Here is a 15,885-nt window from a genome sequence, read left to right as displayed (position 1 = left end):
ATTGGTGCTTGGTTTTTGATTGATGGATTTTGTATAAAGGATTGCTTTGAACCTGCAACCCTGAGACTGAATTGCGATTATTTTCCTTTTACAACCCTGAGCTTGAAATATACTTCCTCGGGAGAGAAAATCCCTCCGAAAAATCTTTCATACATCACGGGTTCAATATTGACAAAGAAATCCATCCATTTTAATGCTGCAAAATGGGATGTTATGAATTTCTTCTCTATCACCTCAAACTGTGCCTGCCCCTCATAGTTCGTGCGGTGATTCAACTTCCACTTCTCATAGAACTTCAGTTTTCTGTTTCCGATGTACTCATAGTTATCGAATGTCCTGATTGAAAACGGAATTTTATGGTCGGGATCTCCGAAATATTTGGTATTCAGAAAGAAGGGGGCATAAACTATCATTGTCGCATCCGGTTTTGCGATACGATACAATTCATTTATTACCTTGTAAAAATTGTCGATATGCTCCAGAATATGTGAGCAATATATCTCGTCGAAATAATTTTCGGGAAAGGGATAGGGAAAAGTGTTTATGTCATGAATATCGTTACCGCCGTAGTCAACCACATCGAGATTGACATAACCCGGACGAATATCCTTCCCGCAACCGAGATTAAGTTTAGTCATTAGAAATCCTTAAAATTTAACTCCGCAATCTACGGATTTAAGGATAGTTATTAAAGTGGATTCGCCGTAACCTTTACCGGTCTGTTGATTTTGGGGTAAGTAAGCAAAAAAGCAGCAACGGTTTCATCCCGCTGCTGCTTGAATTATCTTTTCTGAAAATTCTACTACTTCACAAGACTCATTTTCCGACTAATCTTCACTCCTTCTGCCTGCAACTGATAAAAATATACACCGGAAGGAAGAGCTGAAGCATCATAAGAAACGGAATAATTCCCGCTGTTTAGTTCACCTGATAGAATGTTTGCCACTTCTTTCCCCGTCAGATCGTAAACCTTCAGCGAAACAAATCCTGACTTCGGAATGGAAAACGATATCTTTGTACCGGGGTTAAACGGGTTGGGATAGTTCTGTCCAAGGGTGTATTCACTGGGAACCGGCAGATTTGAAATATCCTTCACATCCACGGGGTAGTCGGAGAGTTTCCACTTCCTTGCCTGGTGAATTTCACTTTGATTCAACGGTGATTTCTTGGAATAAACAAAAGCATTAAGCGAAAGATTGTTCACAGATGCGACATTGGAAGGAACATAATAAAAAGTGTCGACTACAGATGAATCGCCAATCTGCCAGCCGCTTTTCGCAAGTTCATTTCCGAGTGCTCCATTCAACATTGAGCGGACAACATTATCGTGGATATAGTCTGCCCCGCCTATACAACCGGCGCTCACACTTCCTGTTTGTGTGGCAACAAGTTTGTCCTCGGTCAGAATAAAGTTGATTACAGGGATTTCAGCAATAGCTGCGAGTGCCTTAACCACTATTCTCACATGGATTTTATTGCTGTCCTTTTCGAAGCCGATGAATCCATCTATGCTTACCTTTGGAGGGGCATAAGAGCGGTTCGATACCTGTCCTGCCCAGGCACCTCTACTCTGTGGAGCCGTTAGCCTGTCCACAATTCCTGTCGGATAGCTCGAAAAACCCATGGCTGAAATGATCGTGTTTCCCGCAAACACCCTGAAAGGATCACTGGAATTTGTTGGTCCGTGATATGCCAAAACCACAGTATTCGGATTGTACAGCATTATCACATCATGTATCACTGTATGACCGCAGGGACAATACTGACACCATGTCCCCGTGCAGTATTCAAGAACGGGATTGCGAACTGCCTGAGCTTCAGACTCAAATGAGAAAAAGAGAGAGGAGAACGAGAAGAGAAGTAAAAATTTGTACAGATTTTTCATCGAAGAAATCTTTTAATTAATGATGTACAAATTACTTACAGGAAAATCAACACACAATTAATACTTTTCCGGTATTACTTTACAGATTCCTGATTTCTTCTTAAATTAGTCCCGGCATTTTATCACATTAATGAAAAACAAGATGAAACAACACCTCATAAATTTAATGAAACACATGGCCTGGGCTGACGCTATACACTGGAAAATGATGGAAGGAAAACCAGAGTCATTCGAAGACAAGGAAATTTCTGAAAGACTTTTCCATATACATTTTGTTCAGTTTGCTTTTCTTAAAATTCTCACGGGCAAACCGCTTGAAAGGAAAAGATCAACTGACTTTACATTGGAGGACCTTAAAAAACTCGGTGAAAATACCGGGAAGGAGCTTCTTTCTTTTGTCTCAAATCTGACTGATGAACAAATGAATAATGTCGTTCGTATTCCATGGTTCAAGGATGCAGGTGACGGCTTTTCATTTTTTGAGGCAATTAATCAGGTTGCCATGCACTCCCACTACCACAGAGGACAGAACGCATCCCGTTTTCGCCAGCTTGGTGGAACACCTGAAATGACCGACTACATCTACTGGCTTTTTCTCGACAGGAAATAACAAAAAAAACAGGATGAGTAAAACAAATTTTGCTCATCCTGTTTAAATTTCTAAAAAAAGCAGTTATTTCATCAGGTTCATTTTTTTTACCTGAACATTTCCTGCTGATTCAAGCTTATAAAAATAAACTCCGCTCGCAACTGAAACCGCTGTAAAATCAACTTCATATGTGCCTGCCTCTTGAAATTGATCAACCAGCGAGAAGACTGTCTCGCCGTTGAGAGAGTAGACCTTCAAACTGACATTTCCGGCAACCGGCACCGAGTATCTGATCCTTGTGGAAGGATTGAACGGATTCGGATAATTATTGAAAAGTGCAAATCCTTCAGGTGTACCGTTCAGTTCTTTTATGGCATTTGGTGCCGGTTTGCTGTTAGGGTCGCCCGGATTGGTAACATTCGCAAAAACACCCGGATCACCCTGACCTGTTCTCCACGAGCCGTTCGGGTCTTGTAACTCAACGCCGTTACTGAAACCGTCTCCGTCACTGTCGAGACTTGCGAGTGTGGCATCCCACATTACATTGTCATTCACTAAAAATGCATTCTCTATTGTCTGACCGAACTGATTACGGGTTCCGCCGCCAGCAGCTGAAACATGACAGTTTGCACATGAAAACTTGGAACCGTTGGGAATTTGAGTAACTCTGAAACTGCGTGAATCCAGTTCAAAGAATATTGCACCCGCTATTAAAAATACCACACCGAGTGATATTACATTTTTCATTAAAATCTCCGATTAAATTGAGGAGCAATATAATACCAATATATTATTAAAACAAACCTTTAAAACAAAAAACGCTTCTTTCAGGTTTAAAAACTGAAATGAAGCGATTTCTGTCACAATATGTAAAAATTTTAGGTCTCTAACTCCATCAATTTTTGATATTTGTATCTCTGTTTTGATTCTTCAGCGAATCAAGCTTCTTCTGTATCTGATTTGCACTCTGCAGCGCTGTAACATTTCCTGATTTGGGGAAGGATTTCGATTTTGCTTTAAGGCTCTCCGGTTTAGCTTCAACGGCAACTGCACCGTTTGGAACCGCTGCACTGGTCATCGCGGGCTGATCGGATGCCCCGCCTCTTTCAGCAGTCACACCATCTTTGGTTTCGTTGCTTTTGTAATCGTTGGAGGCATAGGCTTTCTGTGGTGGAGGTGTAGCCTTTTCAACCGGTTTTCTTTGCTCCTTGCTCTCAAATTCGGGACTTTTATCCTGATTACTCCCCGACTTCGAAAAATCAGTCGCTGCAGTTTGATTCTGAGGAACCGGTGCATCAGTTTTCGGCATTATCTCATCACCGGGCCGGTTAACGAGCAGAACCACTGCCACTATTGCCACTGCACCGACAGCCACTGCAGATGGTACAGGTTTTATAAAAGCTGTTATTCTTTCCCACAAACCGGGTTTTGCCGCTGCGAATTTCTCGGAATTGATCTTTCGCATCAAATCCGCTTCAAATCCGGGAGGAGCATCAAGCTTCGGCATCTCCTTCAGAAGATGCCTCAGTTCCTTGAACTGCTCATCATCATTAAGTAAGTTGTTGTTCTCCATAAAAACTCATTCCTTAAAAATATCTTTCAATAACTCTTGTAACTGAGAACGACCTCTGTTTATCCTCGATTTAACCGTTCCGATGGAGATATCCATCACCTCGGCTATTTCTTCATAAGACAACTCCTGAATATCCCGTAAAATTATCATCTCACGATAGACTTCGGGCAATTTTAAGAGAGCTTCCTGAATCATTTTGTTCTTTATTCCCATATCGACCAGCTTGTCAGGCAGGGGTCCGCCGTCCGGAAGCTCCATTGTTTCCTCATCCTCTCCCCATGAGTTGATGGAAACCTGATTCTTCCTCTTTCTCCTTTGAAGCTCTGTCTTGGCGAGATTACCGGCAATTGTGTAAATCCATGTGGAGAATTTTGCAAAGGTTTTGTAAGAATCCTTGTTCTTGTAAACCTTTATAAAAGTCTCCTGAACCACATCTGCGGTGGAATCTCTGTCACCTAAAAAACGGAACACAAAGTTGAACAGCGGATTTTTGTAGCGCTGAACCAGCACTTCAAAAATATCTGTATCGCCTGTCTTCTGGAATTCGAGAATCAACTCTTCATCAGTTTGATCTCTTAACCTTTTGTCGCTCAATGTATCTTATACTCAACTTGTTAGGAAAATGTTTCAGAGGAGAAATTTTGAATATTTCGGAATTAAGATAAAGATTTTTAAATTAAAATTTCGTTTAGTGCAGTAAAGAGGACCGTTTTTTCATCAGTATCACTGCTTTTTAAGGCTATGTCAGCCCTTAGAAGTGCTGCATAGACAAGGCTTAAATCCTTAAACGAAAATTTTTTAAGTGCCGGTTTCAACTTGTCGAGTTGCCATTTTTGAATGCCTGCCTCTGACGCAGCCTCAAAATCGTTCCTGCCCGCAGAGAGTGACTCCCTCATTGCAAGAATTGTGGAAAACTGACGGTTCAGGTGAAACAGGATAAGAAGTGCTGGCTCCCCCTGATTCAGGATCTTGCCGAGAAGCCTGAGTGCCGCAGGTTTGTCTTTTATCAAAACCTTGTCGATAAAATCGAAAATGGTGAACTGCTTGGTCGGGGCGACCGAGCGTTTTATCATATCTGCAGATATCTCATCGAACTCTCCTGAAAACTCGATCAGTTTTTCGAGCTGCATCTCGATCATCAGTTTGTCATCGCCGGTCAGACTGACAAGCAATTCCGCATCGTGTTTCTCCAGCCGTTTACCAGAGAGCTTTGCAGTTGCAGATACCCATTCAACAAGATCATCAAAATCGGGTGTCCTTGCCACGAACACATAGTTCAGTTCAGCAAGAGTCTTGTAGGGCTCTTTATCGGGGAATGCAGCGTCATCATACAACATAACAAGTGTTGTGTGAGGAGACGGATTTTTAAAGTAACCTGTCAGATGTGAGTTATACTTCCGCCCGTCAAACTTCAGCGAATTGAAGTTCTTCACTATCGCCAGTCGTCTGTCGCCGGCAAGAGGGAATGACTGACAAAAGTCAAGCAGTTCGTCTACACTGGTTGACGACCCTTGAAACATCTGTATGTCGAATTCAAAAGGAATCTCAGGCTCCACGAATTTCCGTATTGCCTGAGTCCTTTTTTCAATTTCATAACTGTCTTTGCCGTAAAAAAAATAAACAGGTTTTAATTTCTTTGCCCGGATATCCTGGGCAACAAGTGAAATTAACGGTGCCTGAAATTTTTTACTCAACGACAGTAACCGAATTAATTACCACATCTGTAACGGGACGGTCGAAAGGCTTGAATGTTTCGGTATTTCCAATTTCCTCAACCACATCCATTCCTGAGATCACTTTACCAAAAACTGTATGTTTACCATCGAGCCATGGTGTCGGAACAAGTGTTATAAAAAACTGACTGCCGTTGGTATTAGGACCGGCATTCGCCATCGAGAGGATTCCGGGTCCTGTGTGCCTGAGGTCTTTTACAATTTCATCCTTGAACTTCGGTCCCCAGATGCTCTCACCACCACGACCTGTACCGGTAGGGTCACCACCCTGAATCATGAAATTTGCTATTACTCTGTGGAATATAACACCATCATAATATCCCTTTTTTGCCAGACTGGTGAAGTTCTCCACGGTTTTTGGTGTCTTGTCTGCATACAATTCCACTTCGAAAGAACCCATGCTCGTATTGAAGGTTGCAGTTACTTTACTCATTTTTTCTTCCTTTTCTCTATTTTAATCTCTTGAATTACAACCGGCTCAACGGGTTTGTCCTGTGGGCCCTTCTTGACTTTGCTGATTTTTTCAGCCACATCGTATCCGGTGATTACCTCACCAAATATGGTGTGTTTATAATTCAACCAGTCGGTCTTGCCTGTTGTAATGAAAAACTGTGAAGTGTTGGTATTCGGACCCCTGTTCGCCATTGCGAGAAATCCGGGTTTGTCGAAAACGAGTCCCATTACAAACTCATCACCGAAATCGCCGCCATATATCGATCTTCCGCCCATCCCGGTACCGGTGGAATCACCCCCCTGAATCATAAAATTCTCGATCACACGGTGAAAAATGATACCGTTATAGTATCCCTGAGTTGCCAGAGTGGTAAAGTTTTCAACTGTTTTTGGAGCTTCTTTTGGATACAGTTGTATCTCGATAACACCCATGTTGGTTTTCATTACCGCAACAGTCAGGGTGTCATAATTAAAAACAGGTCTGTCTGAAGCCGTGTTTTCTTTCTTTTGGGCACAGCCCGTAAAACTGATAAGCACAAAAAGAGTTGCCAATAAAAGGTTACGCATTCACTTCTCCGTTATGGTGTAATTGTTTTTGAAGCTAAAAGTGCCAGTATTATCAGACCGGCTACAATTCTGTAAACAATAAAAAGGTTCGTTGAGTTTTTCTTCAGGAATTTTAGCAGGAAATCGATTGCAAGATAACCGCTGATTCCCGAAACCACCGTTGCCACGCCTATGGTAAATAAATGATCGTTGTTCAGGAATTTCAGACCTTCCTTTAGCTGGAGCAATCCACTCGCCAGTATGGCAGGAATGCTTAGCAGAAAAGAGAAACGGGCTGCTGCTTCACGGTTCATACCCATAAAAAGTCCGGCGGTTATTGTTGTGCCGGATCGGGATGACCCCGGAATAAGTGCCAAAGCCTGTGCAATTCCAACCACGATGGCTTCTTTTATCCCGACATCTTCAATCCCTTTTTTGAATTTCGCAGTTTTCTCTGCAATAAAGAGTACAATCGCCAAAACAATCAGGGAAGTAGCAATAACATAAAGATTCTTGGTGAGGGCTCCTTCAATAATATCCTTAAAGCCCAAACCAATTATTACGACCGGAAGTGTTCCGATTATTACGAGCCATCCAAGCCTTGCATTCAACGACTGCACTTTGAAGCTTTTCCTCTGTACCAGGTTATCCCTGAAGAACTCTATGACAATGTTATATATATCTTTCGCAAAATATATCAGAATTGAAGCGAGTGTTCCAAGCTGGATTATGGCAATGATCGCTGTCCATTCTTCAGGTTTATTATTGTTTATCAACCCGAGCATCTTACCCGTGATGGTAAGGTGCGCAGTTGAGGATATTGGTAAAAATTCGGTGATTCCCTGTACTATGCCAAGGATTATTGCTTCGAGAATTGACATTTAATTCCTTAAAAAGTAAAAGAAATTCCTAATTTAAGCCCGAACGATAGGGAATTGATCGAAAGATCGCTCCCGCGGTGTTTCAGACTGTTACCGTTGTTTTTTGGAGTTCCGCCGGCATCATATCTTACATCCGCACCTATATATGCAAAAACTGTTTTTGACAAAGCCGTCGATCCCGAGCCTTTTAATACCACTCCGAATCCGGTGGAAGTATAGTCCAGACCGGTCACTACAAAAGGTTTTATCTCGTTTACGACCAGGAATCTTGGTCCGACTCCACCGCCCAGTTTGAAGCTGTATCCGTCACCCTTGATCATGTAGTATGCCATGGCAGTCGGAGAAATAAATTTGTAATTCAATTCATATTTCCCGTTCATGGTAATATTCGTAAACGAATTGAAGGCGTATGCCCCTTCGACAGCAAGTTGAAGTTTATCCCCGGCACTGTATCCTGCTTCGCCTGAGAATTCGATCATGGAGTTTATGTCTGCCATGTAATCACCGGGTGAGGCGAAATTTTCATTTACATAATCACGAAGGTTGGCGGAACTTGTCATGTTCAACCCCATGCTGACTCTTCCTTCCCACTGTGCAAACAGACCAGTCGTAAGAAGAAAAAAGAAAACAAACGGTTTTATTGGAAATTTAATCATCTTCAATATCTATTATATCCTCTGTGTGAACGCCCGGAAGCCGAAACTTGAAATAAATGAGAAATATGACTGCAGCCAGCAAATGGAGAATATATGTAACTCCATGCAGAAATGTAGCATAGGCGAGACCCAGTGCCTCAGGGCAACCGTAGAGCATAAGCATTGCTGTTTTAGTTATGGTGTGATAGCTTCCTATGCCGCCAGGAGTAGGAATTATTACCCCTATCGAACTGATACTCATGATAATCCATGCAGCAGATAGCCCTAGTGAATAACTTGTATCAAGTCCAAGTGCATGAAATCCTGCCCAGCTTGTTGCGGCATACCCGAGCATAATCAGAACACTGTAGATTATCGTCTTGATGTAGCTTTTTGTGGTCTTAAGAGAGGAAAAGCCGATTATCATCTTATGAAAAATCTCTTCGAGTTTCAAGGAAACTTTGGGTGAAAATTTACCGATCCACGAAGTGATAAACTCTGAAAATCTCTCTTTGTACCTGATAAGGAGAACAACAAACACAATAAGTGCAAGAAATCCACCTGTACCAAGTGTAATGGTCAACTTAAGCCAGCTCAATTCACCGGAGTAAATATCTCCCTCGTATATCCATCCGCTCAAAATAACCGCAAATGCGAAAAGAAGAATATCGATTATTCTTTCCACAATTACAGTTCCGAGAATGGAGGTTTTCGACATATTCTCTGATTTTCCTGCAGCTACTGCCCTGCCTAATTCTCCGAGTCTTGGGACTATATTATTCAGACCGTATCCGATGAGAACGGCTCCGAAAAGATTAAACGAATTTACATCAGGCTTCAGGGATTCCATAATGGCTTTCCATCTGAGAGCTCTGAACCAGTGAGCCGCCATCTGAAAAGCAACAAGAGCCACAATCCACCAGATTGATGCTCCCTCTATAAAACCCCATAATTGCGAGGTATCAACACCTTTGAATGCCCAATATAAAAAGAGAGCAGCAAGCCCTAATGATAACACATATACAATTATGTCGCGGGGTGAGAAGAATTTCTTCTTAGCGGAGGTCAACTACTTTAATATCTCCGGATGGTTTGAAAGTAAAATCACTGTCAGGTATTCCTTTGTTCAGTGAATATCCTGAAAAATTTATTTTCATCAAAACTTTTGAATTGTCTTCAATAGTTATAGATGAAATCAGATCCTGCCCGTCTTTTGTTATCTCAACCGATTTGAATCCAAGCTGCTTCCCTTTTTTGGGAGTCATCTTAACGGTATTTCCCGATCCCGACAGATCGCAGTCACCTGGAGTGTTGTTAATCAATTTATTGACACTCAGAAGAGAAACCGCTTTGTTATCTACTTTTGTGACGATCACTTTGTTCTGCTTTTTGTCATGATTCCAGTTCGTTTTACCGTCACTGACTATCAGGTTGTTTCCAAATGTCAGTCTGACCTTGTTCTCTTTTTTATAGGAGAAGGTACCTTTGGCAACAAGCGTTTTACCGCTGTATTGCTGATATGATGCTGAAATGTCGGTAAGACTGTTGAATTTCTTTTGAATTGCCTGAATTGTAGCATTCTGAGCAACAAGAGGCATGAACATGCCCGCAATCACCCAGCCAAGAATAAAAATTTTGCTTTTCATAAAAATATCCTTTTTCATGGTTTACTACAGATTCCGCAATATTGTTTCAAGTTCATCATCTGATTCAACCAGTATTTCCCTTGCCTTGCTTCCCTCTCCTGCTCCAACGATACCTGCAGCTTCGAGCTGATCAACTATTCTTGCAGCTCTTGCATATCCAACCTTCAATTTCCGCTGAAGGAAAGAGACAGAACCCTGCTGACTTCGAACCACAGATTGTGCAGCCTCGGTAAAGAGCGGATCCAGATCATTCAACGCTCCGGCATCAGTTCCCTTTTTGTCGATAAGCGAAGGCAATTCATAAATTTCATCAGGATACGGCTGCTCTGAAACCACTTCGATCAGTTTTTCTATTTCATCAGTGGTGATGTAGGCGTTCTGGATTCTTATCGGTTTTGGAGTGCCGGGAGGCAAATAAAGCATGTCACCTCTTCCGAGCAACTGTTCGGCACCGTTCATATCAAGAATGGTACGCGAATCGGTTCTTTGGGCGGTCTGATATGCAATTCTTGCGGGGAAATTCGCTTTAATAACACCTGTGATTACATCAACAGAAGGCCTCTGAGTTGCAACTACAAGGTGGATTCCAACCGCTCTTGCCATCTGAGCAAGTCTGGCAATCGGTTCTTCCACATCCTTGCCTGCTGTAATCATAAGGTCCGCCAACTCGTCAATCACAACCACTATGTAAGGCATAAACCTGTGGAGCAAGGCATCATCATCCCCTTTTGGTTTGATAGTGCCTGTCTTTATCTTGTTGTTATAGTCAACTATATTCCTCACTCCGATATTCGAAAGCTTGTCGTAACGGAGCTCCATTTCAAGCACAACAGATTTAAGCAAAATTACCGCACTCTGAGGCGATGAAACTATATACTCACTGATATCGGGAGATTTTACGAGGAAGTGGTGCTTTAATGTCTCATAGACAGAAAGCTCAACCTTCTTTGGATCAATAATAGCAAACTTCACTTCGGATGGATACTTTGAAAAAAGGAGCGATGCAATAATCATATTTACACCAACCGATTTTCCCGATCCCGTGGCTCCTGCAATCAAAAGGTGGGGCACCCGTGCAAGGTCATCCACAAAAGTCTGTCCCGAAATCGACTTTCCAAGGGCTATCGGCAAGGAACATTTGCTGTTCTTAAGATCTGGTAAAACCGAACCGGCGAGCACAATAGATGGATTATCGTTAGGAATTTCAACACCAATGGTACCCCTGCCCGGCATCGGAGCAATAATTCTTATTCCTTTTGCCGCAAGCGCCAAAGCGATATCATTTTCCAATGACAGAATTTTGCTGATCTTCACCCCGGGAGCAGGGACAATTTCAAACAGCGTAACCACAGGTCCTGCAGTGGTATCTATTTTTTCAATCTCAATGTCAAAGAGTGCGAGCTTTTCTTTTAATCTTATTTTTTTACTCTCGAGCTCCGCCTCCTCGGCATAATGACCCGAGTCATCAGCCTTAATGAGAAAATCACCGTCAGGGATGCTATAATCATCTGTCGAAAATCTTGCTTCAGGAACAGCTCTCTCAACTTTTGGGGGTGGAGGTACAATATCGGGATTTGTTTTGACGGAAGTGGTAAAAACAGGCTTCGGTCTGACCGGTTGAACCGGTTCGGGGATAATCTGTTCGAATTCAAGTTCATCGGCAAAAACGGGTGGTTTTTCCGATTTCTCCCCTTTGATCACTTTGCTGATTTTATCCTGACTTTTTTCGAGAGACGATTTCCTCTCCTCTCTCTGTGAAGAAACCTTCTCCGATTTTTCCTTCACTTTATTCACACCCGATTCGAATGCATCTTTTCCCTTGTCGGCAAGAAATACAAAAAACCTGTCAATCTTTAAATCAAAAGTAATGACCAGTACCGTGACCATAAGAACTACAAAAAGTGTGACCGACCCGATGCCTCCGAGAAACTGATATGCGAGTCCGCCCATGGTCTTCCCAAGCCCGCCTGCAAGAATAACCGCAGTATCCTCGACAATACCACCGAGTGCATAAACCGTTCCCCAGAATGATGCGAGAATAAAAGCCGAACTTAAAAGAAAATTGGTAATGTAAATCAGTCTGCGAATATCAACTTTTTTAAACAGCACAAAGCCCCACATCCCGGTGATTACAGGGATGACGAGGGAGAAATATCCGAATGCTGATTTGACAAAGAAAAGGGCAATGTAGGCTCCGGCTATTCCCAGCCAGTTTTTTGTGGGGAGTGCCTTCACCGATGCATTTCTGACCTGCGGATCATCCGCGGGAGAAAATGAAAGGATGCTCAGAAAAAGGAGAACGGAAAACGAAATGATGAAAAGACCCAACAGCCTTTTCTTCTTCTCCTGCGATAACTCAAAATAAGTTCTGCCGCTGTCTTTTTTCGTTTTTCCGCTCATCCTGTGCCGGATCAGTTATTTGTTAAATGATGTGCAGGGTCATAAAGTTTAATCGAAGAATTCTCAAATACAGGAACGATGTCGGTAATGTTGGTCTGTGCACAGTATTCAAGGTCTTCAATAAACCCTTCTGTCTCAAGAATTTTGCCGTGCTCGCTTACTCCAAAGAGAGACCGCAGATCGGAACCGTACTTCTCGTAAAGATCCAATGCGACTTTTGAAGCATCTGAAAGTGTTAGATCATTTTTTAATTTGAGCAATTCACTTATCAGCATTCCGGCACAAACAGTATCTTCCAGACTGAAATCTCCATGTCTGCCCGAGCAAACTATGTCATACTCTTTCCCAAGGTTCACAAGCACTTCCGCAACTTTTGAAACATTAAGGAATGAACAGATCAGGGTACCACTTCCATACTTGGTTTTTACGATGGCTTTGGAACCGTTCGTTGTAAAAAAGACAATTGATTTCCCTTTTACGACGGTTTCGACATATTCAAATGGTGAGTTCCCGAGGTCAAATCCCTCGATCTTCTTCGAATTCTTTTCACCACCCCTCATGGTCCTTCCGCCAAAAGAACTTGCGGATGCTATCTTACTGAAATCAAGTGAGCCCACCGGCACAATCTCTTTCGCACCATTCATGATAGCCGTGGTGATTGTTGTTGTCGCTCTCAGTACATCAATCACGACAGCTATCCTTCCGGCAAAATACAGCTCTTCCACCATTAACGGAGTCAATATAGTATTAATTCGCATCTTAACCCTGTCTATTTCTTTATGAAGGGCAGCTTTGTAACGCTTACAGGGATTCTGTTCCCTCTAACCATCATCTCAAGTCTGCTGTCAGAATTTAAGTAATTTACATCTATGTACGCAAGAGCAATTCCTTGATCGAGCACAGGACTTACTGTCCCGCTTGTCAGATTACCAACAACTGTATCGCCTGCCATTACTTCATAACCGTGTCTCGGAAATGATTTTGTGAGACAAACAAGGGGTGTAAGTTTTCTCTTTAGACCGTCTTCTTTTATTTTCAGAAGAGAATCTTTACCGGTAAACTTCTCTTTTTTCAGTTTGGTGATCCAGCCCAAACCCGCTTCGAGTGGATTTGTAGTCGCATCAATATCGTTACCGTAAAGACAAAAACCCATCTCAAGTCTGAGAGAATCGCGGGATCCAAGTCCGCACGGTTTGATAAAATAATCATTGCCGTGTTTCATCAAAGCATCCCACAACTTGCATGCCATCTCTTCATCCCCTGTGAAGTAAAGTTCGTATCCAAGTTCACCCGTATAACCGGTTCTCGAAATCAAAACTTTCTCTCCCGCAAACTCACCATAAGTGAAGTGGTAATACTCGATATCGATTTTGATGCCAAATACCGCTTCAACCACTTTTTTGGAATATGGACCTTGAACAGCAATAAGAGTAAACTCATCGCTTACATCTTTAATGCTCACTCCATGAGTATTGTTCCTGTGCATCCATTCAATATCTTTTTCAATGTTTGATGCATTGATAACAAGCATGAACTTTTTCTGATCAAGCTTGTAAACAAGCAGGTCATCCACGATACCGCCATCCTCATAACACATTGCAGAATACTGAACTCTGCCCGGGAAGAGTGTGGATACATCATTTATCGTAAGGTTCTGTACATATTCAAATGCAGCATCACCTTCGATAATTACTTCGCCCATGTGACTCACATCAAAGAGCCCCACGCTGTTTCTTACCGCCTTGTGCTCGGCAATTATCGATTCATACTGAATCGGCATGCTGTAGCCGGCGAATTCAACCAATTTGGCACCATGTTTCACATGTTCTGAATAAAGTCTGGTCTTTTTCACGATTTACCTGTACTTATAATTTCGTTTTTCAAATCTATAAATATAAAATTTCTTTCTCTCAATTCATACTAAATTGAGGAACCGGAAATCACAAATCTGTTATAATCCCTGTTAAATCCTGTTTGGTTTTACGGGCAATAACTTTGAACTGATCTGAATTGAATGCATTATCCTCTTCAATTCTGATTCTAAGCATGTATCTCATCTGCATCTTTGCGAGTGTACTCGGGAACCCTTCCTTGAGTTTCTGCGCTACGAATGGATGGCATTTAATAATAATCGAACGATGTGGTGCCTCGGTTCTGTATTTACCGAGCCATTCATCAATTTCATGAATGAGGTGCGACTTCTTCGTCAGCAAGCCTGTTCCCATGCAAACGGGACAAGTCTCGGTTAGAGCCTGCATGATGTTCTGTCTTACCCTCTGTCTGGTTATCTGAACAAGGCCAAAGTCGGACATAGGGAGAATGGATACCTTCGCGCGGTCTCTTCTGAACTCTTTCTTGAGCTCATCGTAAACTTTCTTTCTGTTCTTTTCATCCTCGAGATCGATAAAGTCGATAACGATCAAACCGCCTATATCCCTTAAACGCAACTGATGCGCAATTTCGCGGGCTGCTTCCAGATCGGTTTTCAGGGAGTTCAACTCCTGATCCTTGCTGGCTGCATATTTTCCGCTGTTTACATCGATTACAACCATCGCTTCCGTATGCTCGATTACGATATGTCCGCCACTCTTCATTGCCACTTTTCTAGCGAAAAGTTCTTTTATCTGCTCCTCAACCTTGAAAGCTTCGAAGATCGGTTCCTCTGATCGGACCTGTTCAACTTTGTCGAGTAACTCAGGCTGCGAGACTGCAATGTAATCTTTAATCTCTTTGAATACTTTTTTGTTGTCGATGTACACTTTTGAGATGTCAGAGGTGAAAAGATCCCTGATGACACTTGAAGTGGTCGAGACATCCTGATAAATAATGGCAGGGGGGGTTCCACTTCTCGCCTTTTCCTGAATCTTTTTCCAAAGTTTCAAGAGGCTTCTCAAGTCATCTTTAATCTGCTCTTCCGCCTGACCGCGGGCAACAGTTCTGATGATCAAACCGTAATTCTGGGGAAGAAGACTCTTCGCAATAATACGAAGGCGCTTTCTTTCGCGGAAGTCCGTAATCTTTTTCGAAACACCGATCTTGTTGTCGTAAGGGAGGAGAACACAAAATCTGCCCGGTATTGAAATAGCCGAACTCACCCGCACGCCTTTATTGACTACGGGCTCTTTTGTGATTTGCACAAGGATTGGTTCCCCCTTCTGCAAGATGGGGACACCATTTATGAATTTTGTCTGGACGATGGCATTCTCTTCGTCTGCGGCAACCCGTGCCACATTATCGTCTTCATCATCCTCTTCATCAATCATTGCCTGAAGTTCCTTGGTTTTCTCTCCAATATCTGAAAAGTGGAGAAAACCATCGTGCTTCATGCCGATGTCAATGAATGCTGCTTTAATGCCGGGAAGTACCCTGGCTACTTTGCCAAGATACACATCTCCAACCATCCTCCGGTTTTCGGAGTAATCGACGAAGAAATCTACTAATTTCCCGTCTTCCGTTATCGCCACACGGGTCTGTGTGTTCGATGAATTTATAATAATTTCTTTTAACATAGGTAGTTAAACTCTTTGTATTTAACAGGTTTTGA

17 protein-coding genes are annotated in these 15,885 nt (G+C 42.4%); 1 reads left to right on the top strand and 16 read right to left on the bottom strand.

The window, feature by feature from the left end:
• Positions 1-77: 77 nt before the first annotated feature.
• On the bottom strand, positions 78-638 hold the full coding sequence (locus LCH52_12365; GenBank protein ID MCA0389274.1) for a class I SAM-dependent methyltransferase: 561 nt from the start codon (positions 636-638) through the stop codon (positions 78-80).
• Between the two features lie 164 nt (positions 639-802).
• Positions 803-1,885 (bottom strand): Omp28-related outer membrane protein, encoded by a 1,083-nt coding sequence (locus LCH52_12360; protein MCA0389273.1) that lies wholly within the window; start codon positions 1,883-1,885, stop codon positions 803-805.
• Positions 1,886-2,015: 130 nt separating this feature from the next.
• On the opposite strand from LCH52_12360, the gene LCH52_12355 reads away from it, so the two are divergent.
• Complete coding sequence (locus LCH52_12355) at positions 2,016-2,495, top strand: DinB family protein (GenBank protein ID MCA0389272.1); 480 nt, start codon at positions 2,016-2,018, stop codon at positions 2,493-2,495.
• Between the two features lie 63 nt (positions 2,496-2,558).
• Here LCH52_12355 and LCH52_12350 read toward each other — a convergent pair whose 3' ends face one another.
• From LCH52_12350 to LCH52_12285, 14 genes are all read right to left on the bottom strand, one after another.
• Complete coding sequence (locus LCH52_12350; GenBank protein MCA0389271.1) at positions 2,559-3,221, bottom strand: T9SS type A sorting domain-containing protein; 663 nt, start codon at positions 3,219-3,221, stop codon at positions 2,559-2,561.
• Between the two features lie 148 nt (positions 3,222-3,369).
• Complete coding sequence (locus LCH52_12345; GenBank protein ID MCA0389270.1) at positions 3,370-4,047, bottom strand: hypothetical protein; 678 nt, start codon at positions 4,045-4,047, stop codon at positions 3,370-3,372.
• A gap of 6 nt (positions 4,048-4,053) precedes the next feature.
• Complete coding sequence (locus LCH52_12340; protein ID MCA0389269.1) at positions 4,054-4,641, bottom strand: sigma-70 family RNA polymerase sigma factor; 588 nt, start codon at positions 4,639-4,641, stop codon at positions 4,054-4,056.
• 77 nt (positions 4,642-4,718) lie between these two features.
• Positions 4,719-5,741: a DNA polymerase III subunit delta gene (holA, locus tag LCH52_12335; GenBank protein ID MCA0389268.1), complete on the bottom strand. Its 1,023-nt coding sequence runs from the start codon at positions 5,739-5,741 to the stop codon at positions 4,719-4,721.
• Positions 5,734-6,213 carry a peptidylprolyl isomerase gene (locus LCH52_12330; GenBank protein MCA0389267.1) on the bottom strand — a complete coding sequence of 160 codons (480 nt, stop codon included), beginning with the start codon at positions 6,211-6,213 and terminating at the stop codon, positions 5,734-5,736. The genes holA and LCH52_12330 overlap by 8 nt, the downstream gene beginning before the upstream one ends.
• Positions 6,210-6,677, bottom strand: a complete 468-nt coding sequence (locus tag LCH52_12325) for a peptidylprolyl isomerase (protein MCA0389266.1) — start codon at positions 6,675-6,677, stop codon at positions 6,210-6,212. The genes LCH52_12330 and LCH52_12325 overlap by 4 nt, the downstream gene beginning before the upstream one ends.
• Before the next feature lie 134 nt (positions 6,678-6,811).
• Positions 6,812-7,660 (bottom strand): undecaprenyl-diphosphatase UppP, encoded by an 849-nt coding sequence (gene uppP, locus LCH52_12320; protein MCA0389265.1) that lies wholly within the window; start codon positions 7,658-7,660, stop codon positions 6,812-6,814.
• An 8-nt stretch (positions 7,661-7,668) separates the two neighbouring features.
• Entirely contained in the window at positions 7,669-8,316 is a 648-nt protein-coding gene (locus LCH52_12315) for a hypothetical protein (protein MCA0389264.1), read from the bottom strand.
• Positions 8,309-9,364 carry a flippase-like domain-containing protein gene (locus LCH52_12310; GenBank protein MCA0389263.1) on the bottom strand — a complete coding sequence of 352 codons (1,056 nt, stop codon included), beginning with the start codon at positions 9,362-9,364 and terminating at the stop codon, positions 8,309-8,311. Before LCH52_12310 ends, LCH52_12315 begins: the two co-directional genes overlap by 8 nt.
• Positions 9,351-9,941: an outer-membrane lipoprotein carrier protein LolA gene (locus tag LCH52_12305; GenBank protein ID MCA0389262.1), complete on the bottom strand. Its 591-nt coding sequence runs from the start codon at positions 9,939-9,941 to the stop codon at positions 9,351-9,353. Before LCH52_12305 ends, LCH52_12310 begins: the two co-directional genes overlap by 14 nt.
• 24 nt (positions 9,942-9,965) lie before the next feature.
• Positions 9,966-12,341 (bottom strand): DNA translocase FtsK, encoded by a 2,376-nt coding sequence (locus tag LCH52_12300; GenBank protein MCA0389261.1) that lies wholly within the window; start codon positions 12,339-12,341, stop codon positions 9,966-9,968.
• A gap of 11 nt (positions 12,342-12,352) precedes the next feature.
• Entirely contained in the window at positions 12,353-13,099 is a 747-nt protein-coding gene (locus LCH52_12295) for a 2-phosphosulfolactate phosphatase (GenBank protein MCA0389260.1), read from the bottom strand.
• Between the two features lie 11 nt (positions 13,100-13,110).
• Entirely contained in the window at positions 13,111-14,193 is a 1,083-nt protein-coding gene (gcvT, locus tag LCH52_12290; GenBank protein MCA0389259.1) for a glycine cleavage system aminomethyltransferase GcvT, read from the bottom strand.
• An 88-nt stretch (positions 14,194-14,281) separates the two neighbouring features.
• On the bottom strand, positions 14,282-15,850 hold the full coding sequence (locus LCH52_12285) for an Rne/Rng family ribonuclease (protein MCA0389258.1): 1,569 nt from the start codon (positions 15,848-15,850) through the stop codon (positions 14,282-14,284).
• Between the last annotated feature and the right edge of the window lie 35 nt (positions 15,851-15,885).

It is taken from the genome of Bacteroidota bacterium, from assembly GCA_020161395.1.
Classification (GTDB): Bacteria; Bacteroidota; Ignavibacteria; order Ignavibacteriales; family Ignavibacteriaceae; genus UTCHB3.
This window is presented reverse-complemented; position numbering and strand designations above follow the sequence as displayed.